Genomic DNA, 20,528 nt, shown 5'->3' on the forward strand with positions numbered 1-20,528 from the left:
GTGAGAAATCTTGCAGCTTATAATGCTCTATTCAAAGCTTAATTTCGCCTACAACTTCACCAACAGCATCTTCAAAAACTCTATATTTTTGGGTATTTTTCGGACACCCACTTTCAAAATTTAATAACACACCAGCTGATATATCGCTATAACTAGATGAGCTATCATAGCGCTTCAGCGATACGATTGATCATCTTCTGCAAGCTAGAACCTTCAAGTGAACGTTCTTTTTCGAGGTAGGGATTCTCAGCCCTCACAGATGAAACAATATGCCTCACCACTGATCTTATATTATTTCTACCCATGTCAGGGAAAGCAGTTGAGACACGGACAGCACACGTATTGCAAAAATGAATCAAAGTGTGATTGCCAACGCCATTGAAGCGATGCCGGAGGGTGGCCAGCTAGATATCAGTACCACACTGTCTGCCGATGGGCTAAAGCTCCACTCTCGATCAACGATACCGGTAAAGGCATGACCCGCCAGCAAGAGATGATGGCGTTCAAATCCTTCTACACCATCAAACTGGGTGGGTTGGGTATCGGTTTGATCATGGTCAAGCAGATCATGGAGCGCTTTGGCGGGGAAGTCAGTCTCAGTAGCCAAGAGCAGGCGGGGACCAGTGTTTGTCTCTGTTTCAAAGTCGCGAGCTGATCTCTTACTGTGAAGCCGTGCCAGTCGACTCTGGACGTACAGCAGATCGATTCGATAGGGACTCGATAATCCGGCACTCTTCAATCACGCCACCTTGGCAACACGCGATCAACCGTGTCAGCTCACTTTCCAGGCCTTGTAGATCTCGGATGCGCTCTCGTACTTGAGCAAGCTGTAGCTCGACTTTGGCATCGACTGCTGCGCAGGAGTGTTCCTTCCGATCAGCCAGGCCGAGCAGTTCGCGCACATCGTCAAGGCTGAAACCCAGCCCCCGGCTGCGTCGAATAAACAGCAGACGATCGCGCTCGATCTCCGTGTAGAGGCGGTAGCCTGCAGGTGTTCTGGTGGCTGAAGGCAGCAACCCCTGCTGTTCGTAGTAGCGGATAGTCACTGCCTTGGTGTCTGTGGCCTTGGCCAACTGACCTACGGTGTAGTTCGGTACAGTCATGGTGCTTGACCTTATAGTTGCTAGAACCTTCATGCTATCGCAATCGGTCATGCGTGAGGATGGGAAAATGGACAGCTGCTGCGAAAACAAAGCCGGCGAACTAGCGCAGTTGCGCGCCCGACAAAGCCGCATTCTCTACATCGTTCTGGCCATCAATGCGGTGATGTTCGTGGTGGAGTTTGCCGCCGGTTTGATTGCGAGCTCTACCGCATTGCTGGGCGACTCGCTGGACATGTTTGGGGACGCCTCGGTTTACGCGGTGACGCTGTTTGTACTGCACCGAAGCGTCCGAGCGCGCGCCGGGGCGGCCTTGTTCAAAGGCGGCTTTATGCTGCTCTTCGGGCTTGTGGTGGTCGCCGACGCTGCTCGCAAGTTGATCATGCAAGAAGTGCCTGAAGCGGATTGGATGGGGGTGGTCGGGTTTATCGCATTGGCTGCCAATGGCATCTGCTTCTATCTGCTGTTTAGCCACCGCAGTGATGACTTGAACATGCGCTCGACCTGGCTGTGTTCACGTAACGACCTGATTGCCAATACCAGTGTGATTATCGCGGCTGGTTTGGTGGCTCTAACTGGCAGCCTGTGGCCTGATATCGCGGTGGGTCTGGCGATTGCTGCACTGTTCCTGCATTCCGCTGGACAGGTCCTTCGCGAAGCCTGGCATGAGTGGAAGCTCAATCCGCAGCCGGAGGTGGTCGCTGAACCTGCTGAATGTTGCGCAGTGGAGTCTACTAAACCTGCTGCTTCCTGCTGCGCCCCGGTATCCAATGCGGTCTCAACGCGCGAAGGGTCAAAGCCTATGCTGGTAAGCCTCTGTGAGCCCGGACAATCCCCGGCAGAGCCGACTGAGGTCAAGTCGTGCTGTGGGCCCAAACACTCCAACTAACTGGCTTCAACACAAGGATAGTCATGATGCAACGGATCGGACGACAGCTGGCTGCTGCGCTATTGCTGCTAACAGCAAATGCTGCAATGGCCCAAGTGCAAGTACAGAACGCGCAGCTTCGGCTGCTACCCGGTGACTTACCGGCCGCAGGTTACTTTACGTTGACGAACACCGGTGCTGAGCCGGTTGCGCTGAATGGTGCGCAAAGCGACATGTTCGGCCAAGTCATGATTCATCGAAGTATCCAGGAAAATGGCATGGCTAGAATGCAGCATATTGATCAGGTACAGGTACCTGCGTCAGGCACCTTGGCCTTTGCTCCCGGTGGTTATCACTTGATGCTGATGCAGCGCCAGAAGCCGCTGGCCCTCGGTGATCAGATTGCGATAACGCTTCAATTTGCTGATGGTCAGACGCTCCCGGTGACCTTTACTGCAGTGCCTCCAGGCGCTAACTGAGGAACGCATATGAACCACGGCGTTACCCCCAGCTCTTGGATGTTGTTACTGCTGGCCTGGCTGCTCGCGCTAGCTTCCACACTAGCGGTGCTATTTGTTGGAGAGGTGATGGGCCAGGAGCCTTGTGTGCTGTGCTGGTTCCAGCGAGCCTTTATGTTCCCGCTTGCGATCATTTTGGCTATTGCTTGCTATCGCTCAGATTTTGCGGTCTGGCGCTATGCGTTACCACTCGCGATCGGTGGTGGGTTGGTTGCGCTGGGGCACAGCCTGCTCTATGCAGGCCTGCTTCCGCAGCCAATTGTGCCCTGTACTGCGACCGGTCCATCCTGCACTGACGCTGGCATGACGCTGTTTGGCGTTGTTCCGCTGCCTCTGTTAGCACTAGCTGCCTTTATGTCCATTTCTGTCCTGCTGCTTATCATCCGTCGGAGCTCTACCACATGAATCGTCGTACCCTGGTCCTGACCATCAGCATTCTGGTGCTGGCTGCCTTTGGTGCGGCTGTCATGTTGTATCAACCAACACCGACCCCACCAGCTCAAACTTCAACGATGCCCCCTGCCGAACCGCCTGTCAGGGCTACGGCCAATCTGGTGCGCTTCCATTCACCTGCGTTCGGTAAGGCAAACGCCCCGGTCACCATTGTCGAATTCTTTGATCCTTCTTGTGAGGCGTGCCGGGCTTTCTATCCCTACGTCAAAAAGATTCTCGCGGAGCATCCTGACGATGTTCGTCTGGTCTTGCGCTATACGCTTTTACACCAAGGTTCAGAAGAGGTTGCCCGTCTGCTCGAGGCATCGCGAAAGCAGAATCTCTACCAGCAAGTGCTGGAGGCGGTTTTGGAGGCCCAACCAGGTTGGCATGATGATCCTCAAGTAGCCAAGGCGTGGGAGGCTGCGCAAGAGGTCGGTCTCGATCTGGATAAAGCCCGTTCAGACATGCGGTCTGCGGGGGTTGATGCGGCGCTTAAAGTCGACATGCAGGATGTTAAAGCCTTAGCCGTACAGGGCACTCCGACGTTCTTCGTAAATGGTCAAAGCCTGAACGAGTTCAGCCCGCAGGCACTGCGTCAATTGGTCCGTGATGAGGTCGCCAAAACCAAGGAGTAATGTCATGCACTGGTTCGAGAACCGTGTCCCGCCCCCCTTGGTGGCGGCGATTTGCGCGTTGTTGATGTGGCTCAGTGCAGCGCAATGGCCGGCCGTAGAGGCGCCTCTGAGTTGGCGCCTTGTCGGCTCCCTTGTGCTATCAGTGATTGGCGCCGGTGTTTGTTTGGCAGGCGTAATTTGCTTCCATCAGGCCAAAACAACGGTCAATCCGTTGAAACCAGCATCGGCTTCAGCCCTGGTTACTTCAGGTATCTATCGCGTGACTCGAAACCCCATGTACCTGGGCTTTGCATTGGCCTTGGCGGCGTGGGCGGTGTTTCTTGCTTCACCCTTCGCTTTGCTGGGAGTTGCGGCGTTCGTCCTGTACATCAATCGTTTTCAGATCCTGCCGGAAGAACGTGCCTTGCGTCGGTTGTTTGGTGACGATCTGGATAAGTATTGCGCTCGTGTTCGCCGCTGGATTTGAAGTTCAGTTTTGCGCCCCTACAAAAAGCTAATGATCGCAAGCTGCTTCGCGAGTACCACCAAAACACCAAAGTCCGAACATCACGAGACAATCGTTTCATGAGCATGTACTTTCGCCAGCTGCTCGCTCGAGCGCCCATCGGAGGGCAACACCGATGACTAAGGACACCCTACCGGTGGATGCGCCTGACTTGATGCGACCAGCGCCTGTTAGCTTGGCACAAGCACTGTGGTTCTGGCTGAAGCTCGGCTTTATCAGCTTCGGCGGGCCTGCGGGTCAGATCTCGATCATGCACCAGGAGCTGGTAGAACGTCGGCGTTGGATATCAGAACGGCGTTTTCTCCATGCATTGAATTACTGCATGCTGCTTCCTGGGCCAGAGGCACAGCAGTTGGCGACCTATATCGGCTGGCTGATGCATCGCACTTGGGGTGGGGTGATTGCGGGTGGGCTGTTTGTGCTCCCTTCGCTGTTCATTCTAATTGTGCTGTCATGGGTCTATATTGCCTTCGGTGACGTTCCCATCGTGGCTGGACTGTTCTATGGCATCAAGCCTGCAGTCACCGCCATCGTGGTCCATGCCGCTCATAGAATCGGTTCAAGAGCACTCAAAAACGGATGGCTGTGGGCCATTTCTGCCGCTTCGTTCGTCGCGATTTTCGCCTTGAATGTTCCTTTCCCCGTCATTGTCCTGGTCGCGGCACTGCTGGGTTATCTGGGCGGCCGCCTTGCCCCAGAAAAATTTCGCACCGGTGGCCACGGTACCGCGAAGAAATCCTATGGCACGGCTCTGATCGATGATGACACCCCAACGCCTGCACACGCCCGGTTTCGCTGGTCTCGGCTAATGCTGCTGATTCTGGTAGGCGTCCTGCTGTGGTTGTTACCCATGGGCCTCCTGACCGCGATGTTTGGCTGGAACGGGACGTTCACCCAAATGAGCTGGTTCTTTACCAAGGCAGCGTTACTGACGTTCGGTGGTGCGTATGCGGTGCTGCCCTATGTCTATCAAGGCGCTGTGGGACACTACGGCTGGCTGACCCCGACCCAAATGATCGATGGCCTGGCCTTAGGTGAAACCACACCTGGTCCGTTGATCATGGTCGTGGCGTTCGTTGGCTTCGTCGGCGCTTATGTCCAGCAGGTTTTTGGTCCTGAGCAGACGTTCCTAGCCGGTGCCGTAGCGGCGAGCTTGGTGACCTGGTTCACTTTTCTGCCTTCCTTCCTGTTCATTCTGGTCGGTGGGCCCTTGGTCGAGTCGACCCATAACGAACTGAAATACACTGCGCCACTCATCGGCATCACAGCTGCCGTGGTCGGAGTGATCCTGAACCTGGCGATGTTTTTCGGTTACCACGTACTCTGGCCCAATGGATTTGGAGCAGGTCTGGACTGGCCGTCGCTGGTGATTGCGATAGCCGCTGCCATTGCACTGTTTCACTTCAAGCGCGGTGTCATTCAGGTACTACTCAGCTGCGGTATAGTCGGTTTGCTGGTGTACGTGGTGCGCAATGGACATTGGGGAGCATTCTTTCAACTGTGGTCCTGATGACCACCATTGGGAATGGCCCAGCAACCGCTGGGCTTTGCCGCTTAGTGACAGTGGTAGCTGCCAGTTTTGTGGTTGGTGTGGCAACCCTTGGAATCGGTACCACCACTGTGCGCAAACGCAGCAACCGAAGAGAACGAAAGGACAGCAGCAATAACGAGAGAAACAACTTTCATCAGGCTAACTCCATGCGTAGTTTTTATAGGCGGAATCTTCCACCACGCACAGAGTATGGCTATTTGCCTTCATCAAACAAGAGCTTGCGGGTTCAGTTGTGGGTAAGCCGATGAAAGGCATTCTTATGCCTCACAGACACAAGCGGAGAGCTAGCAATGCGACCAAGTGGCCTGGATAGAACCAATACCCCCACTGGCGTACCGGTTGTACATTGAAATGCAGACTCTGGCGCAGGAGCCACAAGCCTAGAAGCGGAGCGGCGCAGGCAGTGCCCAAGGCTAGGATCGACGGAGTGTTTAGATCCAGAGCCCGGGCGACGATGCTGCTGCGAGTATTGATCAATACGCACAGGAGTGCAGGCAGTAACCACAGTATGCCTGGCCGTTTGATCGCAATAAGCACTGTCGCTGGTACAAGGACGCCATAGAACCCGTACATCAGCGTATCGTTGAGCAGATAGGCAAGCGCCCCTGCGGTGATTGCCAGGGCCCCAGCCAACCACGTGCGATGATGAATCCCCCACGTGACCAGCAGCCCCAGTGTCAGAGTCACCAAGACATTGAATAGTCCAGAAGTGCTGATGTAGCGATAGGGAACCTCGGAAATGATCGCGAACAGGATCATCAAGATGAGGTATCGACCATTGGCGGCTGTCAGTAGCTCGCCGGGGCCCGTACGCGCCACATTGGCGGCAATCGCTACGCAAAACAGCGGAAAGGCGAGCCGTCCAACGATAAACAGGTCGCCCATTTCGGGCCACACCAAGCGCAGGTGATCGATGACCATTGTGACCATGGCTAACCACTTGATCAGGTCCTGGCCGGCATTGCGATTCTTGATGACCGGTGCGGTTAGCTCATACGCGCTCATCACGAGCCTCCCAGGACGAGCACTGTGAGCAGTAGATAACGTCCTCCCTTGGCCAGGGTGACGATCAAAAGGAAGCGCCACAAGGGCTCACGCATAATGCCCGCGACCAAGGTAAGTGGATCGCCAATGATGGGGGCCCAGCTGAGTAGCAAGGACCAGTGGCCGTAGCGTTGATAGGACTGCTGGGCTTTTTCGAGCTTGCTCTCACTAACCGGAAACCAACGTTTGTGCCGGAAGTGCTCGATGCTGCGCCCGAGCACCCAGTTAAACAACGAGCCCAAAACGTTACCGGTTGTGGCCACCAGTAGCAGAGTAAGGGGCAAATATTTCTCGGAAACCAGCATGCCGGCGAGTACTGCCTCTGACTGCATGGGCAGCAAGGTGGCGGCACCGAGTGCCGCCAGAAATAGGCCGATGTAGCTGGTCAGTTCGAACACTGAGCAGGCCCCTCAGCTGTTCAGTCCGATCCAGCCATGGAAGCCTACATAGAGGCCGACACCGATAATCAGGACGCTGGAGAGGTAGGGTGCACGCCGCGCCACGGTACCCAGCCATGGCCAGCGATTGGACGCTTGTCTTGCACCAATCGCTGCTGCGCTCCCTACTGCCACTAGAGTAAGCGCCAAGCCAATGCTGAAGCACAGAACCAATATGGCGCCAAGTGCGACTTCTTTAACCTGGAGGCAGAGCAGCAATACCGTGATGGCTGCAGGGCATGGAATAAGGCCACCGGTCAGGCCAAACATGATGATCTGCCCAGTTGTCACTTCCCGATTGGTAAAGCGCTTACGGATGTCGTTGGCATGAGCACGCTCATGCGCGTCCTGGTAGCCATCGACGGACAGCTCCAAGCCCTCCCGCTCGGAATGGATGTGGCCATGATCGTGCTCGCGGTAATCGAGATCATAGTCATGCGAATGGCCAGCATGCCCGAGACTGAGCCGAGCGCTGAATTCATGGGGTTCAGGAATATCAACCGTGGATTGGAGATACCCTTCCCGCTCGACAAAGGCGAATTGCTGGATCTTCCCGTCGGACCTGGTGGTGGTCAATAGAACTTGAGCAGCCGGCCAGGCATGGCCACTCAGCACTTTCATCCGCCAGTGCGGGGGCATACCGTCTTCGAAGATTGAAAGCTCGATCCGGCCATGGCCGGTATCAATACGGTGAGTCTCATCATGATGCCCGTGGTCATGATCACTATGATGGTGATCATCGCCTTGCTCGAACTTGAACATCTGCTCGCCACGCCACGTCCGCCAAAGCATCCACAGGGCAATCACAATGATCAGGGCAGAAGATGCGAGCTGGAAGTAAGGCTCTGTAGTCTGAGCATCCAGCCCCTTACCCAGGTACATGCCACCGATTGCGACCAGCCAGACCACCAGCGTGTGGGAAATCGTGGCGGCAAGGCCCAACAGGATTGCCTGCTTCACAGAGCCACGAATCGCAACGATGAATGCAGCCATCATGGTTTTGGAATGGCCAGGCTCAAGCCCGTGGAGAGCACCCAGCAAGATTGCACTGGGAAAATACAGCCAGGCGTGGGCTCCACCCTGCTGTAGCAATTCTGCGAAGTTCGGCATGGGGAACCTAAAGGTACTTGGTGATTTGCTTGAATTCTTCAAGCGATGAGCGATCCCCGTTACTCAATGCCACGACGGTGTCTTCCAGGCAGTGGTCGATGTGATCCTGAATGAGCGTCCGCTTGGCTTGGCAAACCGCTTTTTCAACCGCATGCAGCTGCTGTGCGATGTCGACGCACTCACGGCCCTCCTCGATCATTGCAATGATGCTTCGCAAGTGGCCGTCCGCACGCTTGAGGCGCTTGATGATCGCTTCGTGGCTTTGATGGATATGTGTATGACCATGTGGGTGGTCATGGACATCGAGGTGCACATTCTCAGTCATGACTTGAGTCTCTGGATTCGATGGATTACGCTGGCATCGTATCCCCCCAGGGGGGATATATCAAGCACGCTTCAAATTCCTTGGAATTGGCCTGAAAGGCACCTGTGATGTTTAGTCGTTCTCTATCAACGATGGTGATTCTTGCTCTCGCTCTGGCCGTTATCTCGGCGTGGGCGGGACATGCCTATACGTTGTCAGTGCCCGGCAAACATCCTGTAGCAGAGGTGGTGCAAGGAGCTGAGCATGATCACAGCCATGGCGCATCGACTTGTACACAGTGCTCCGACCATTACCACTCGCCATTAACCCCTGACCACCAGCACGAGACCCCTCAGCTGAGCTCTACGCTGCAGCTTTCTGCACAGCAGAAGCCTCTCGTGCGGCTCACCGCTCCAGCGCATTATCTCCCCCGATCTCCAATATTCCTGATCGAGCGCCCTCCCCGTCCTCCGATTGTTTCCTGACCATGGCCGCACAGCGGCTCAAGATCATTGCAACGTAGGATTGATCCATGCACTTGTACCCAACAAGTGGCGGGGATGTGTTCGCTATGCGCCCACATCGACCGCTATTGCTGCTCTTTTTACTTGTCGCATCGCTTTGTTTAGGCATGCCCGAGGCGTTGGCTCATGCCGTCGCCGAGGGGGATAAAGGCTTTATTCAGGAAAGCTCGGGCGTGATGCTCTTGCCGTTCATCTACATGGGCGCCAAGCACATGATGACGGGGTACGACCACCTGTTGTTTCTGTTCGGGGTGATCTTCTTCCTGTACCGAATGAAGGATGTCGGGCTCTACGTAACGCTGTTTGCCGCCGGGCATTCGGTCACCCTGTTACTAGGCGTGCTCACGGAAATCAGCATCAGCTCGTATGTCATCGACGCCATCATCGGTTTCTCCGTGGTGTACAAGGCGCTCGACAACCTGGGCGCGTTTCAACGCTGGTTTGACTTCCAGCCGAACACCAAGGTAGCCACGCTGGTGTTTGGCCTGCTGCATGGTTTCGGCCTGGCGACTAAGATCCAAGAGTACGAGATCTCTTCAGATGGCCTAATTCCCAATCTGATTGCCTTCAACGTTGGCGTTGAAATCGGTCAGCTGTTGGCGCTTGGCAGCATTCTCATCCTGATCGGCTATTGGCGGCGGACAGCCAGCTTCTGGCGCCATGCCTACATCGCCAATGTCGCCATGATGAGTGCCGGCTTCCTACTTATGGGTTACCAGTTAACCGGCCTGCTTGTTTCCTCGTAAGGAATTCTGACTATGTTCAATACCCCGCTTCCAACTGCAAGTGAACTGCCCAGCAGCCGTCAGCTCGTCCGTTCTACCGTGATCGCTTTGGCAACTGCCTTGGGCCTGCTGGTGACGGTGGTGATGCCTTCGGAATACGCCATTGATCCCACTGGGGTCGGTCGAGCTTTGGGGCTGACACAAATGGGTGAGCTGAAAATCATCTTAGCGCAAGAGGCATTGGCCGATGCTGCGCCACCACAACCAACCGCTGCTATTTCCACGTCCGTGGTCGCCCCAGCGCCGCAACCAGTGGCTCAAGTGCAGCCTGTGGCCACCCCGGCTGCACAACCCACCACAGCAGCACCTGCGGCAAAAACGGACTACATGACCTTGACGCTCAAACCAGGCGAAGGCCGAGAAATCAAGCTGGAGATGCGCAAAGGCAGTACAGCCAGCTACGAGTGGACCGCGACTGGCCCGGTCAACCATGACACTCATGGAGAGACCTACAACGCAGCCCAAGGCGACTTCCACAGCTACAGCAAAGCCAAGCAGGTAAAGGGCGACGCAGGAGAGATCACTGCTCTATTTGACGGCACCCATGGTTGGTTCTGGCGTAACCGCACCAACAGCGACGTGACCGTCTCGTTGAAAACCTCTGGCGACTATCTCACTGTCAAAAAGTAACCCGCTGATACCGCGCTCCAACGAATCGTTGGGGCGCGCTTCATCACTTCCCTTAGGAAAAGAATCTTATGAAGTTCCCAGCTGCGCTGCTCCCAGGGAGCAAGACCTATTCTCGAACTCATAGACTCCAACGCTACGCCTGTCCACAATGAATAGGATCTACAGAATTTCGAGACCTTCGGTCTGGTATGTGAGTACACCCCATCCGTGCAATTCACAATGTCTGCAACATCTCTTTCGAACAGAGCCTAGGCTTACGACAAAGTAATCATCCCGCAAATGGCACTTACTCCCCTCATCACTCAAGACCGTATCCCAGGTGACCTACAGGATATGGTCGTTGATACCATGCGGCTCGACGCAGCACTTCGCATCAACGTCCCCCCACCGCTACGGCTCCCTCTGATAGAGCATCTTCATAAGGTAAACTCGTATTACAGCAACAAAATTGAGGGTAACTCCGCTCTACCGGCAGACGTGTTAAGCACCCATGAAATGCCAACCGACGTCAAAGTCGCAAGTGAGTTGGAGGAGATTAAATGCCACATTGAAGCGCAGAAACGCCTGGCGGATGACCCAATCGCAGATTCGCTAATCTGTACCAGGGACGCAGTCGCACGTATGCACCGGGAGCTCTACAAAGGCATACCCGACGTGCTACTGGACATGAAAGTCAACGACGATGGTGAGAGCATCCGTATGGTCCCGGGGCAGTTCAGGGATCGGGGTGTTAGGGTCGGCAAGCACATCCCGCCAACTGCCGAGAAACTTATGTCCTACATGAATTGGTTCGAAACCGCCTACCGGTTGGACCGGCACCACGGCATCTCACCAATTCTGGCTGCTGCAGCTGCGCATCACCGACTGATGTGGATTCACCCATTCGTGGATGGTAATGGCCGCACGGGTCGCCTATTCACCGACCAGTATCTCAAGGCCAGTGGTCTGGGTGGTTCAGACCTGTGGTCAATGTCCCGAGGCTTCGGCCGCAACGCCGAGGCGTACTATGCAGCGCTGAATGCTGCTGACCATGTTCGCAAAGGCGATCTCGACGGACGTGGCGAGCTCTCCGATGCAGGGTTGCTGAAATTCACTCGCTACTTCGTCGAGACCGCTCTCGATCAGGTGAATTATTTCAGCTCCATACTAGAACCCCGGATGCTGAATCAGCGGATCGACAACTACTTCCAACAGCGGCATCAGGAAGCTTTCTACACCATAAAAGGTGAGGTGTTGCCGGAGTTCAGCATCAAGGCTTGCGAAATCTACAAGGATTTGCTGTGCCACGGTGATCAGTCGAACGTCGCTATCCAAATCAAAATGGGCTTAAGCGAAAGTACAACCCGAACCCTTCTTTCGCAGATGGCCGACGAGGGGTTGATCAAATGGGAGGGACTCAAGTCGGTTTCTCTAAGCCTGTCCCCTTACTCTATCGAGTTCCTGTTCCCGTCCCTCTGGTAATCGATTGGCCTTGAACGTCATAAGCTGAGACTTAATCGCCGCCGCCCCCTGACCTCAAGTCTGATCCCTTTGAGCCCCACTTTCTGAGCCGAGAGCGGTCAATCATGAGCGACTGCTTTCCCCCCCAAAGCAGACCTTCCTAAGTCACCCCATGAAACGGAGCGCTGATTGCTACTGGCAGAGAAGGGATGTCAATCTGGGCGCAGGTGAGCAGATCAGCTCTCACAGCTGAACAGCATCACTTCGTTTCTGCCGCGCTGCTTGGCTTCGTACATGGCTTGATAGCGGCCTTGCTAAGGTTGTCGGTATCTTGTGCGTGATGTGGGTACCCTTCAGCTATGCCTGAGCGCGACTTACGAAGATGTAATCGGCCCATCATTCGAACGACAGGTCCATTCCCATAAGATTCAGTCACGTCAAATAGGAGTGATGAACATGAGAATTTTTAAAGGAATTGCCGCTTTGCTGATCCTGACCGCATCCTCGACAGCATTGGCTGAGGGCGGATCCGACCGATTGCACGGAAAGATGATTCAGGCGAATGAACAAGCTATGCGCGCTTATGCCGCTGCCAATGGAAAAAAACCACCAGAGGTAACCCACTATCGCTACGGGATGAAACTCGACATTGCGAAAGTGATCAGTATGACCTCGAACCGGGACACCTGTGACGTGATGCCGGCGCAAATGACCTATGAAGACTCGACTGGAAAGCTCAACATTCTTGAGTACCGCACAGCCGGCATAGGTTGCCGAGGTCAGAGTTGACTGATCAGGATGCCCTCCCCACAATAAAAACGGCGCCTACAATGCGCCGTTTTTATTGGTCTAAGGAAGGGTTAGTGGCCTGGATATTCTGCAACCACTTCATCACCTCCGCTCTTGGTGAGGCCGATGACCTGATAAGCATGCGTAACGCCATCCACCTCTATCCCTGGAGAGCCTGCGGGCATCCCTGGCACAGCAATGCCCAGCAGGTCACTTCGCTTTGCCAGCTCTCGAACTTGTTCAGCTGGGACATGTCCCTCGACAAACTTTCCGTCGATCACTGCGGTGTGACAGGACGCTAAACGTGGCACGACCCCGAGATTCTGCTTTACAGCACTCATATCGGTTTCAACGTGATCGATGACCTTGAAACCATTCTGTTCCATGTATGCAACCCACTTTGTACAACACCCGCAGTTTGCATCTCGGTGCACATCGATCGCGGTTGGCACGGCTGCGTAAACCGGCGGTAGCGTGAGAAATGCAGCAAGGGCGGTCAACCTCAGGAAGCGGCTTTTAACTTTCATGGGGATGCTCCTTTCCATCACTGTGCGTATGAGTCTTCGGAGTCGGCTTGGAGTGATGATCACTATCAGCTTCGGCCGCGTCATGACCGCCATGATGGTCGGTGTCAGGCTTGGCGCTGGCGGGATCAGCGGAAGGTGAATGATGCGCCTCTGCTTGCCCCATATCGTGATGGCCTCCTGTGGAGGCAGGCTTGCTGTTGTGGCCAGGCTCATTCCTGCCATGCTGACCTTCATGATTGTGCATCTCACTTTCCCCACCGCCGTGCTGGTGCCCGCCACTGGTTGCTACCAGCGCTTTGTACTGCTCAGCGTTCATCTGCGGTAGCTGGTCCAGAAATGCGACAATGCCCCAGATATATTGATCACCCATGCTCTTGCCCCAAGCAGGCATGCCGGTGGCCTTAATACCATGTTTGATGGTCCAGAACGCAGCGGCGGGACCATCGTCTAGGCCAATCTTGGTGAGGTTGGGAGGAGACGGATACAGTGCTTGGCTGAGCTCAGTCTTATCAACCCCTGGGGCGAGATGACAGCCGATACACATGGCATTGTAGTTCCCGGCGCCAGTACGAATCAGGGTTTCATCCTTTAGATTCGGTACCTCGATATCTCGTGCGCGAACCTCGATAGAGCGATCCCGCGCCATGGAGAGGAATGCATGGACTGCCGGAAAGTGAGGATCATCAGCACCAACGTTGACCAAGCCGAAATACGCGACCCCCAGAACAGCCGCACTACCCAAGGCGCCTGCTGCCACAAGCGTTGTAATTGTTTTCTTCATGTCAGGTGCTCAAAACCACATCCGAATACCAGCAACGAATCGAGCTTCATCCACATCCCCATCTTCTTCGCGAATCAGGTCTGCGGTTTTGCCGTAGGAGCGGCTCCAGGTGACGCCTATGTAGGGTGCAAATTGGCGAACGAGCTCATATCGTAAGCGCAGTCCAACTTCGGTGTTGGCGAGACCGGAACCTACGCCGCGCGCAGGATCGTTTTTGCCATAGAAATTAGCTTCTGCGGTAGGCTGCAGGATCAGGCGATTAGTCAGGAGAATGTCGTACTCGCCTTCCAGCCGTGCGGCGCTCTGACCATTCTCACCAATGAAAGCGGTAGCTTCAGCTTCGAATTCGTACAGCGCCATGCCCTGAATACCGAAAGCTGCCCATGTCTGGGGAGATTCTGGTTTGAAATCCTGGCGAACCCCAGCAACCACATCCCACCAAGGACCGATTGAGCGCCCGTATAAAAGCTGGAGCTCGGCATCCTCGGTAACGCCATTTGTGCGCTCGCCCTCAGAACGGATCCATAGCCGGTTGATGTCGCCCCCAACCCATCCCGAAGCATCCCAAGCCAGCGTGCTGCCTTCGTCTGCGTCCTGGTACTCAAGCTGATCCAACAAGAAGAAGCTGTTGATACCGCTATCGTGAACTTCATGACCGCCCAGTGGAGGAAACGCCGCGTTTCGGTCCGCATCAGTCAGTACAGGAATCGGAGTACGACTGGTCGTCGTGGGGGCATTAGCAGAACCGTGGTCCATCTTCGAATGATCCATGGCCCCGTGATCCATACCTTCCATGCTCCCATGGCCCATCTTGCTATGGTCCATGGAGTCCTTGCTTCCCTGCATGGAGCTATGATCCATCTTGCTGTGATCAACAGAAGTGGCCTTTTTCGGCTGCTTGCTTGCCCCCATCTGGCTGTGGTCCATTCCCTGCATCGCGCTTTGTGAAGAGGCTGGATCCGTTTGCATAGACCCATGCCCCATCGCTGAATGGTCCATTTCTTCAGCCGCAAAGCTAGGCGCACCATTCAGTGCGCTGAGGGACACAGCCAATGCCAAGAGCGATGGTCGTGCCAGCCTATTGGTCATCTTTCCCTGCCTTAGCTTTGTCGCCGCCGTGCGAATCCATCATTTCGCTGTGATCCATGCCTTCCATCGACCCATGATCCATACCCTTCATAGATCCATGGTCCATGCCTTTCATAGAGCCATGATCCATTCCTTCGGCTTGCTTACCCTGTGCGCCCTTGGTTCCGGCGTTGGATTTAGCTGAACTCGGGGCGTCAGCAGACTTCTGGGTATGTTGCTCATGATTTTCACTGGACCACGAGGAAGGGGCATAAACAGCAAGAAGACCTACCATGGCGGCAGAGAAGAAAAAGGCGCTACGTTTCATTGGTTTGCTCATCTCAGATCTCCAGATTATTCGTCCACACGGACTTCTCGGAACATGCCCATTTCCATGTGGAGCAGTAAGTGGCAGTGATAGGCCCATCGCCCTAAAGCATCGGCAGTCACGCGATAACTTCGTTTTGAGCCAGGAGGCATGTCGATAGTGTGTTTGCGCACCATGAAGTTACCGTTCTCGTCCTCCAGGTCGCTCCACATGCCGTGGAGATGGATGGGATGAGTCATCATGGTGTCGTTGACCAAAGTGAGGCGAAGACGCTCGCCGTACTTGAGGCGCAGGGGTTCTGCATCAGAAAACTTAATCCCATCAAAGGACCATGAGAACTTTTCCATATGCCCGGTGAGGTGTAGTTCGATAGTGCGACCAGGCTCTCGGCCGTCTGGATCAATGAAAGTGCTTCGCAGATCCGCATACGTCAGAACACGGCGTCCATTGTTGCGCAGTCCGATTCCTGGATCGCTCAACTTAGGCGTTGGCGACATCGTCTGCATGTCGACCAAGGGGTTGTTGGTCTCCGAATCTGGGTGAGCCTGCATGGCTCCGCGCATTCCAAACATGCTGCTGTGATCCATGTCGGCCATCTTGCTGTGGTCCATCCCAGCCATCTTGCTGTGATCCATGCTGGCCATGCTGCTATGGTCCATCCCAGCCATCTTGCTGTGATCCATGCCGGCCATGCCAGGCATACCGCCCTGCGTTGACCCGTGATCCATTCCGCCCATATCGCCGTGATCCATGCCCATATCGCTCATCGAGATGAGAGGACGCGGATCAACTGCTGGCACGGGAGCTTGCAAACCTTCACGTACGGCCAATGTGCCCCTGGAGTACCCTGTGCGATCCATGGTTTGCGCGAAAATGGTATAAGCCTGCGCGTCATCCGGCTCGACAATTACATCGTAAGTTTCTGCAACCGCTATTCGAAACTCATCGACCTTCATCGGTTTGACATGCTGTCCGTCGGCTGCGACCACAGTCATTTTCAAACCGGGAATCCGCACATCGAAGTACGTCATGGCCGAGGCGTTGATAAAGCGCAGCCGGATTTTTTCGCCCGGCTTGAAGATGCCCGTCCAGTTGCTGCCCGGGGCCTGGCCATTCATGAGATAGGTGTAGGTATAGCCGCTCACATCAGCCAGATCGGTTGGACTCATGTTCATCTCAGCCCACATTTTCCGATCCGCCACGGCAGCTGACCATCCCATCTCGCTTACGTCGTTGACGAAATCGCCAACCGTGCGTTTGTGGTAGTTGTAATAGTCCGACTGCTTCTTGAGCTTGGAAAGAACTCTGGCAGGGTCCTCATCGGTCCAGTCGCTAAGCATGACCACGTAATCCCGTTCATAGGTGAACGGCTCGGGCTCCTTTGCATCGATGACCAATGCACCGTACACCCCGACTTGTTCCTGTAGCCCAGAATGGCTGTGGTACCAGTAGGTCCCGTTCTGATGGACCTTGAACTTGTACTCATACATGCCATCAGGTGCGATGCCATGGAAGCTCAGGCCAGGCACCCCATCCATGTTCGCCGGCAGGATGATGCCGTGCCAATGGATGGAAGTATCCTGCTTCAATCGGTTGCGAACTCGTAGCGTGACAGTGTCACCTTCGCGCCACCGAAGAATTGGTCCAGGCAGCGAACCGTTGATCGCCATTGCCGTACGAGCCGCTCCGGTGATGTTGACCGGCAGTTCACCGATGTACAGATCAAAATCGGTGCCTGTCAGCACATTAGGTTGGCCAGGGCTGGTCACGGCCCAGACCGGCGTGCGCCACATGCCCAATCCACCAAGTAGTCCAGTAGCGGCCAGGCCTTTGACGAAGGATCGTCTCGTGGTTTTGCTTTGCATGCCGTAGTGTCCAGTCAGTCAAGTAATTCGCTGATATTCGGGCTGTTCGAGGTCGAAGGTCCCGATTTCCTTAGGATTCCCACGAGCCTTGTAGACTTTTCAGCAAGCACAAGCCGCGGTGGGAAAGAGCAATCTGAAACTGCCACATAACAGATTCCCGAGTGATTACATTTCTGTAAGCTCGGCTCAGCAGCTCTCATGCTTCGCTTGTTTGTGAATCTCAGCTGCTGCCGGCGCCTGGTCCTTCTTCTGCTGTGCAAGCTGATTCGTACTCACGGAGGTCTGCCGGGCTGCCTCCATCCTTGCAAAGATGCGGTCGGCACCGCCTTCAGCCAGAGCAAGGCTAGCCATGCCAAAGGTGACCATCATCAGGAGCGTTTTGATCAAGTTCATCAGTTGTTCCTCAGCGGGTTACGGTGAGCCCCAAGGGCTTCAGGCTTAGGGTCACATTAGCTAGCCTGCGCTTTCAGAAAGCTGAGCTGGGCATTACAGTTCTGTCAGGCTCTTGCGACTGATCATTCCACCCGGCCAAACGTCTGCTGCGGAGACTGAAACGGAATGACTGAATCTGGCCCCAAAAAAAACGGCGCCGTTTGGGCGCCGCTAGGCCAAAGGAGCAGAGGGGAACGGCCGTGAATTCGGGGTTATGGATGACACTCCTTGGCCGCCATCATTAGCTTGTGCTCACGGACCATTTGACCAAGTACGTCATCCACCATCTTGTCGTGTTTCTCCATCCACGCTAGATGTTCATCCTTTGTCATGCCTGCTTTGGGATGGACTTGATGCAGCTGGCTCATCAAGTCCTGCAACATGGCCATGTGCTCTTTCATGTGTACATGCCGTTGGCCGAGGTCAGCTTTCTCCGCTTTTATCAGTACGGCCTCAGCCTGGTCCCGAAGTAACTGGATTCTTTCGAGCGCACGGTCGCTTCCACCTTCAGCGAACACAGTTGAAGACAGCAGCATAGCTGTAGCAAGAAGCACTGGTTTGAGCGATTTCACAGGACGATCTCCATCAGGTTGTCAGGGTCACTGCTACCGCTAACGGCAGGCACGATTGCGATGCCTGTCATAACAGACCGTAGACAGGACTCCCTGACAGCTGCCTGATGCCTACATTACTTTTGCGTCAGGTTCTGGTTGGGCGGCTTTTTTGCTGCAAACTGGACATGTAACCATTGGGGTCAAAGCACATGAAACTACTCGTAGCTGAGGATGAGCCAAAAGCCGGAGTCTACTTGCAGCAGGGCCTCACAGAGGCAGGTTTTACTGTTGATCGTGTCGTCTCGGGTACAGACGCCCTTCAAAATGCACTGAGCGAAAGCTACGACCTGCTGATTCTCGACGTGATGATGCCGGGGCTAGATGGCTGGGAAGTCCTACGGATGGTTCGCGCGGCAGGTAAAGACGTCCCTGTCTTGTTCCTGACGGCTCGTGATGGCGTAGACGATAGAGTGAAAGGTCTTGAGCTAGGGGCCGACGATTACCTCATAAAACCATTCGCATTCTCAGAGCTACTCGCTCGGGTTCGTACGCTACTGCGCCGGGGCATCAGCTCGTCAGCTCAAACCACCATGAAAATGGCGGATCTTGAGGTTGACCTTCTCAAGCGGCGTGCCACTCGAAACGGCAAGCGAATTGATCTGACAGCAAAGGAGTTTTCACTTCTAGAGCTTCTGATGCGGCGTCGCGGTGAAGTGCTGCCCAAATCCCTAATTGCATCCCAAGTGTGGGACATGAATTTCGACAGCGACACCAATGTGATCGAGGTGGCGATTCGGCGGCTGCGGGCAAAGATTGATGACGACTTTGCTCCGAAGCTCATTCACACAGCCCGAGGCATGGGCTACATGATGGATACAACTGAGTGATGCTGTCACAGTCCTCACTCGTCAAACGTCTGACCTTGATGATCATGTTCGCGGTCATCGCTGTACTGGTGGTCGCAGGCATCAGCTTCAACATGCTGAGCCAACACCACTTCCGAATGCTCGATGAACAAGCGCTATTCGAGAAGCTGGAGTCGACAAGACACATCCTGTCGATCCAGGCCCCGGGAGCAAGGCTTGAAGGGCTACGACCGCAACTAAGCGCATTATTAGGCGCCCACCAGGATCTGACGGCGGAGATCCTCAACTCAGACGGTGCTGTACTGTTTTCGGATCTCAAAACCGTGCAGATCCCCGATCGTTACAAGCGTGCTGAAAAAGAAGCCGTGTGGGAATGGCAGGACGAATCCCATAACTTCCGCGGCGTCACGTCTCACGTCAAGATCCCAGGCGACCTAGCCCCCGGCACCGTCATGCTGATGCTGGATATCACCAGCCATGCGCATTTCTTTGAAACCCTGCAACGGTGGTTCGGAGTCGGTTTGGTTATCAGCGCGTTGGTCAGCGCAGGCTTGGGTTGGCTAGTCGCGAAAAGTGGGCTGCGTCCCGTCGAGCAGATCACGAAGGTTGCGACGTCCATGTCTGCTAGGTCACTCCAAGAACGCATCCCTCTGGAACCTGTGCCACTTGAACTTCAAGAACTGATCTTGTCCTTCAACGGAATGCTCGCACGTTTGGATGACGCATTCTTTCGCCTATCCAACTTTTCGGCCGACATCGCACACGAGTTAAGAACCCCGGTGAGTAACCTGCTAACGCACACCGAGGTCGTGCTGACCAGGAAACGCGATTTGGACGCGTATGAGGAGAACCTGTACTCGAATCTGGAGGACCTGAAGCGGATGTCCCGCATGATCGATGACATGCTCTTTCTCGCCAAGGCCGACAACGGACTCATCATTCCTGAGCAGGTCGACATCAAACTTGAAGATCTCGTGTCCAGGCTTTTCGAGTACTACCAATTACTGGCTGAGGATCGAGGAGTACGGCTAAGCCTTCATGGAAGGGGAATCATCACTGGAGACCGTCTGATGATTGACCGAGCTGTCTCCAATATCCTCTCGAACGCCATGCGATACACGCCGGAAGGAAAGGAGATCGCGGTGGAGATCCAGCATTCCGCAGACAAGGTGACCCTCACCATCCGAAATGGCGGAGCCACAATTGATTCGCAGCACATCAACAAGATCTTTGATCGATTCTACCGTGCCGACCCGGCGAGGCGGGAGGGAGGTCCCAACAATGCAGGGCTCGGTCTTGCGATCACCCGTTCCATTGTAGAAGCACACAAAGGTAGAGTCTGGTGCACCTCATCTGAAGGTTTGACCGCCTTTCACTTTGCTTTTCCCGCCGATCAACAGGAAGCGGCCGGGTAGCGAACTCTTGTGCCAT

The 20,528-nt window shown here is 54.8% G+C and carries 26 protein-coding genes; 13 read left to right on the plus strand and 13 right to left on the minus strand.

Annotated features, from left to right (window positions below):
- Nucleotides 1-475: 475 nt before the first annotated feature.
- Nucleotides 476-655, plus strand: a complete 180-nt coding sequence (locus PSAKL28_RS28335) for an ATP-binding protein (protein ID WP_038614583.1) — start codon at nucleotides 476-478, stop codon at nucleotides 653-655.
- Nucleotides 656-659: 4 nt separating this feature from the next.
- Here PSAKL28_RS28335 and PSAKL28_RS22235 read toward each other — a convergent pair whose 3' ends face one another.
- Nucleotides 660-1,103, minus strand: a complete 444-nt coding sequence (locus tag PSAKL28_RS22235) for a MerR family transcriptional regulator (protein WP_051939528.1) — start codon at nucleotides 1,101-1,103, stop codon at nucleotides 660-662.
- A 67-nt stretch (nucleotides 1,104-1,170) separates the two neighbouring features.
- Between PSAKL28_RS22235 and PSAKL28_RS22240 the strand changes: the two genes are divergently transcribed.
- The 6 genes from PSAKL28_RS22240 to chrA all read left to right on the plus strand — a co-directional run bounded on the left by PSAKL28_RS22240 (nucleotide 1,171) and on the right by chrA (nucleotide 5,571).
- Nucleotides 1,171-1,989, plus strand: coding sequence for a cation efflux transmembrane domain-containing protein (locus PSAKL28_RS22240; RefSeq protein WP_084589139.1), 819 nt, complete (start codon nucleotides 1,171-1,173; stop codon nucleotides 1,987-1,989).
- A 26-nt stretch (nucleotides 1,990-2,015) separates the two neighbouring features.
- Nucleotides 2,016-2,447, plus strand: a complete 432-nt coding sequence (locus PSAKL28_RS22245) for a copper chaperone PCu(A)C (protein WP_038614584.1) — start codon at nucleotides 2,016-2,018, stop codon at nucleotides 2,445-2,447.
- A gap of 9 nt (nucleotides 2,448-2,456) precedes the next feature.
- Nucleotides 2,457-2,891: a disulfide bond formation protein B gene (locus tag PSAKL28_RS22250; RefSeq protein WP_038614586.1), complete on the plus strand. Its 435-nt coding sequence runs from the start codon at nucleotides 2,457-2,459 to the stop codon at nucleotides 2,889-2,891.
- Complete coding sequence (locus PSAKL28_RS22255; RefSeq protein WP_038614587.1) at nucleotides 2,888-3,556, plus strand: DsbA family protein; 669 nt, start codon at nucleotides 2,888-2,890, stop codon at nucleotides 3,554-3,556. Before PSAKL28_RS22250 ends, PSAKL28_RS22255 begins: the two co-directional genes overlap by 4 nt.
- 4 nt (nucleotides 3,557-3,560) lie before the next feature.
- Nucleotides 3,561-4,022, plus strand: coding sequence for a methyltransferase family protein (locus tag PSAKL28_RS22260; protein ID WP_038614588.1), 462 nt, complete (start codon nucleotides 3,561-3,563; stop codon nucleotides 4,020-4,022).
- 193 nt (nucleotides 4,023-4,215) lie between these two features.
- On the plus strand, nucleotides 4,216-5,571 hold the full coding sequence (gene chrA / locus PSAKL28_RS22265) for a chromate efflux transporter (protein ID WP_257011912.1): 1,356 nt from the start codon (nucleotides 4,216-4,218) through the stop codon (nucleotides 5,569-5,571).
- Between the two features lie 44 nt (nucleotides 5,572-5,615).
- On the opposite strand, the gene PSAKL28_RS28620 is transcribed toward chrA, so the two are convergent.
- From PSAKL28_RS28620 to PSAKL28_RS22285, 5 genes are all read right to left on the minus strand, one after another.
- A complete protein-coding gene (locus tag PSAKL28_RS28620; RefSeq protein WP_096335688.1) occupies nucleotides 5,616-5,747 on the minus strand; it encodes a YHYH domain-containing protein in 132 nt (43 codons plus the stop codon).
- 130 nt (nucleotides 5,748-5,877) lie between these two features.
- Entirely contained in the window at nucleotides 5,878-6,618 is a 741-nt protein-coding gene (locus PSAKL28_RS22270) for a TraX family protein (protein WP_051939532.1), read from the minus strand.
- On the minus strand, nucleotides 6,618-7,055 hold the full coding sequence (locus PSAKL28_RS22275; RefSeq protein WP_038614589.1) for a YqaA family protein: 438 nt from the start codon (nucleotides 7,053-7,055) through the stop codon (nucleotides 6,618-6,620). Before PSAKL28_RS22275 ends, PSAKL28_RS22270 begins: the two co-directional genes overlap by 1 nt.
- A 12-nt stretch (nucleotides 7,056-7,067) precedes the next feature.
- Nucleotides 7,068-8,204 (minus strand): nickel/cobalt efflux protein RcnA, encoded by a 1,137-nt coding sequence (locus tag PSAKL28_RS22280; RefSeq protein WP_038614590.1) that lies wholly within the window; start codon nucleotides 8,202-8,204, stop codon nucleotides 7,068-7,070.
- Nucleotides 8,205-8,211: 7 nt separating this feature from the next.
- Entirely contained in the window at nucleotides 8,212-8,529 is a 318-nt protein-coding gene (locus PSAKL28_RS22285) for a metal-sensing transcriptional repressor (RefSeq protein WP_038614591.1), read from the minus strand.
- 511 nt (nucleotides 8,530-9,040) lie between these two features.
- Between PSAKL28_RS22285 and PSAKL28_RS22290 the strand changes: the two genes are divergently transcribed.
- The 4 genes from PSAKL28_RS22290 to PSAKL28_RS22305 all read left to right on the plus strand — a co-directional run bounded on the left by PSAKL28_RS22290 (nucleotide 9,041) and on the right by PSAKL28_RS22305 (nucleotide 12,676).
- Nucleotides 9,041-9,778: a HupE/UreJ family protein gene (locus tag PSAKL28_RS22290; RefSeq protein WP_038614592.1), complete on the plus strand. Its 738-nt coding sequence runs from the start codon at nucleotides 9,041-9,043 to the stop codon at nucleotides 9,776-9,778.
- Between the two features lie 12 nt (nucleotides 9,779-9,790).
- The gene (locus PSAKL28_RS22295; protein WP_038614593.1) at nucleotides 9,791-10,447 is read left to right on the plus strand and encodes a hypothetical protein; all 657 of its coding nucleotides are present in this window, start codon (nucleotides 9,791-9,793) and stop codon (nucleotides 10,445-10,447) included.
- 333 nt (nucleotides 10,448-10,780) lie between these two features.
- Nucleotides 10,781-11,908, plus strand: coding sequence for a Fic family protein (locus PSAKL28_RS22300; RefSeq protein ID WP_257011828.1), 1,128 nt, complete (start codon nucleotides 10,781-10,783; stop codon nucleotides 11,906-11,908).
- 435 nt (nucleotides 11,909-12,343) lie between these two features.
- On the plus strand, nucleotides 12,344-12,676 hold the full coding sequence (locus PSAKL28_RS22305; RefSeq protein WP_038614596.1) for a DUF2790 domain-containing protein: 333 nt from the start codon (nucleotides 12,344-12,346) through the stop codon (nucleotides 12,674-12,676).
- A gap of 71 nt (nucleotides 12,677-12,747) precedes the next feature.
- On the opposite strand, the gene PSAKL28_RS22310 is transcribed toward PSAKL28_RS22305, so the two are convergent.
- The 7 genes from PSAKL28_RS22310 to PSAKL28_RS22340 form a co-directional block, all read right to left on the minus strand.
- On the minus strand, nucleotides 12,748-13,203 hold the full coding sequence (locus PSAKL28_RS22310) for a DUF411 domain-containing protein (protein WP_038614597.1): 456 nt from the start codon (nucleotides 13,201-13,203) through the stop codon (nucleotides 12,748-12,750).
- Nucleotides 13,193-13,984 (minus strand): c-type cytochrome, encoded by a 792-nt coding sequence (locus PSAKL28_RS22315; protein ID WP_038614598.1) that lies wholly within the window; start codon nucleotides 13,982-13,984, stop codon nucleotides 13,193-13,195. Before PSAKL28_RS22315 ends, PSAKL28_RS22310 begins: the two co-directional genes overlap by 11 nt.
- A 9-nt stretch (nucleotides 13,985-13,993) precedes the next feature.
- Nucleotides 13,994-15,073, minus strand: a complete 1,080-nt coding sequence (locus PSAKL28_RS22320) for a copper resistance protein B (protein ID WP_038614599.1) — start codon at nucleotides 15,071-15,073, stop codon at nucleotides 13,994-13,996.
- The gene (locus tag PSAKL28_RS22325; RefSeq protein WP_038614600.1) at nucleotides 15,063-15,392 is read right to left on the minus strand and encodes a hypothetical protein; all 330 of its coding nucleotides are present in this window, start codon (nucleotides 15,390-15,392) and stop codon (nucleotides 15,063-15,065) included. The genes PSAKL28_RS22320 and PSAKL28_RS22325 overlap by 11 nt, the downstream gene beginning before the upstream one ends.
- A gap of 14 nt (nucleotides 15,393-15,406) precedes the next feature.
- A complete protein-coding gene (locus PSAKL28_RS22330; protein WP_038614602.1) occupies nucleotides 15,407-17,245 on the minus strand; it encodes a copper resistance system multicopper oxidase in 1,839 nt (612 codons plus the stop codon).
- 186 nt (nucleotides 17,246-17,431) lie between these two features.
- Entirely contained in the window at nucleotides 17,432-17,638 is a 207-nt protein-coding gene (locus PSAKL28_RS22335) for a co-regulatory protein PtrA N-terminal domain-containing protein (RefSeq protein WP_038614604.1), read from the minus strand.
- 251 nt (nucleotides 17,639-17,889) lie between these two features.
- Nucleotides 17,890-18,249, minus strand: a complete 360-nt coding sequence (locus PSAKL28_RS22340) for a co-regulatory protein PtrA N-terminal domain-containing protein (RefSeq protein ID WP_038614605.1) — start codon at nucleotides 18,247-18,249, stop codon at nucleotides 17,890-17,892.
- A 191-nt stretch (nucleotides 18,250-18,440) separates the two neighbouring features.
- Between PSAKL28_RS22340 and PSAKL28_RS22345 the strand changes: the two genes are divergently transcribed.
- Complete coding sequence (locus PSAKL28_RS22345) at nucleotides 18,441-19,118, plus strand: heavy metal response regulator transcription factor (RefSeq protein ID WP_038614606.1); 678 nt, start codon at nucleotides 18,441-18,443, stop codon at nucleotides 19,116-19,118.
- Entirely contained in the window at nucleotides 19,118-20,512 is a 1,395-nt protein-coding gene (locus PSAKL28_RS22350; protein WP_038614607.1) for a heavy metal sensor histidine kinase, read from the plus strand. Before PSAKL28_RS22345 ends, PSAKL28_RS22350 begins: the two co-directional genes overlap by 1 nt.
- The last annotated feature ends 16 nt before the right edge of the window (nucleotides 20,513-20,528 follow it).

It is taken from the genome of Pseudomonas alkylphenolica (assembly GCF_000746525.1).
Classification (GTDB): Bacteria; Pseudomonadota; Gammaproteobacteria; order Pseudomonadales; family Pseudomonadaceae; genus Aquipseudomonas; species Aquipseudomonas alkylphenolica.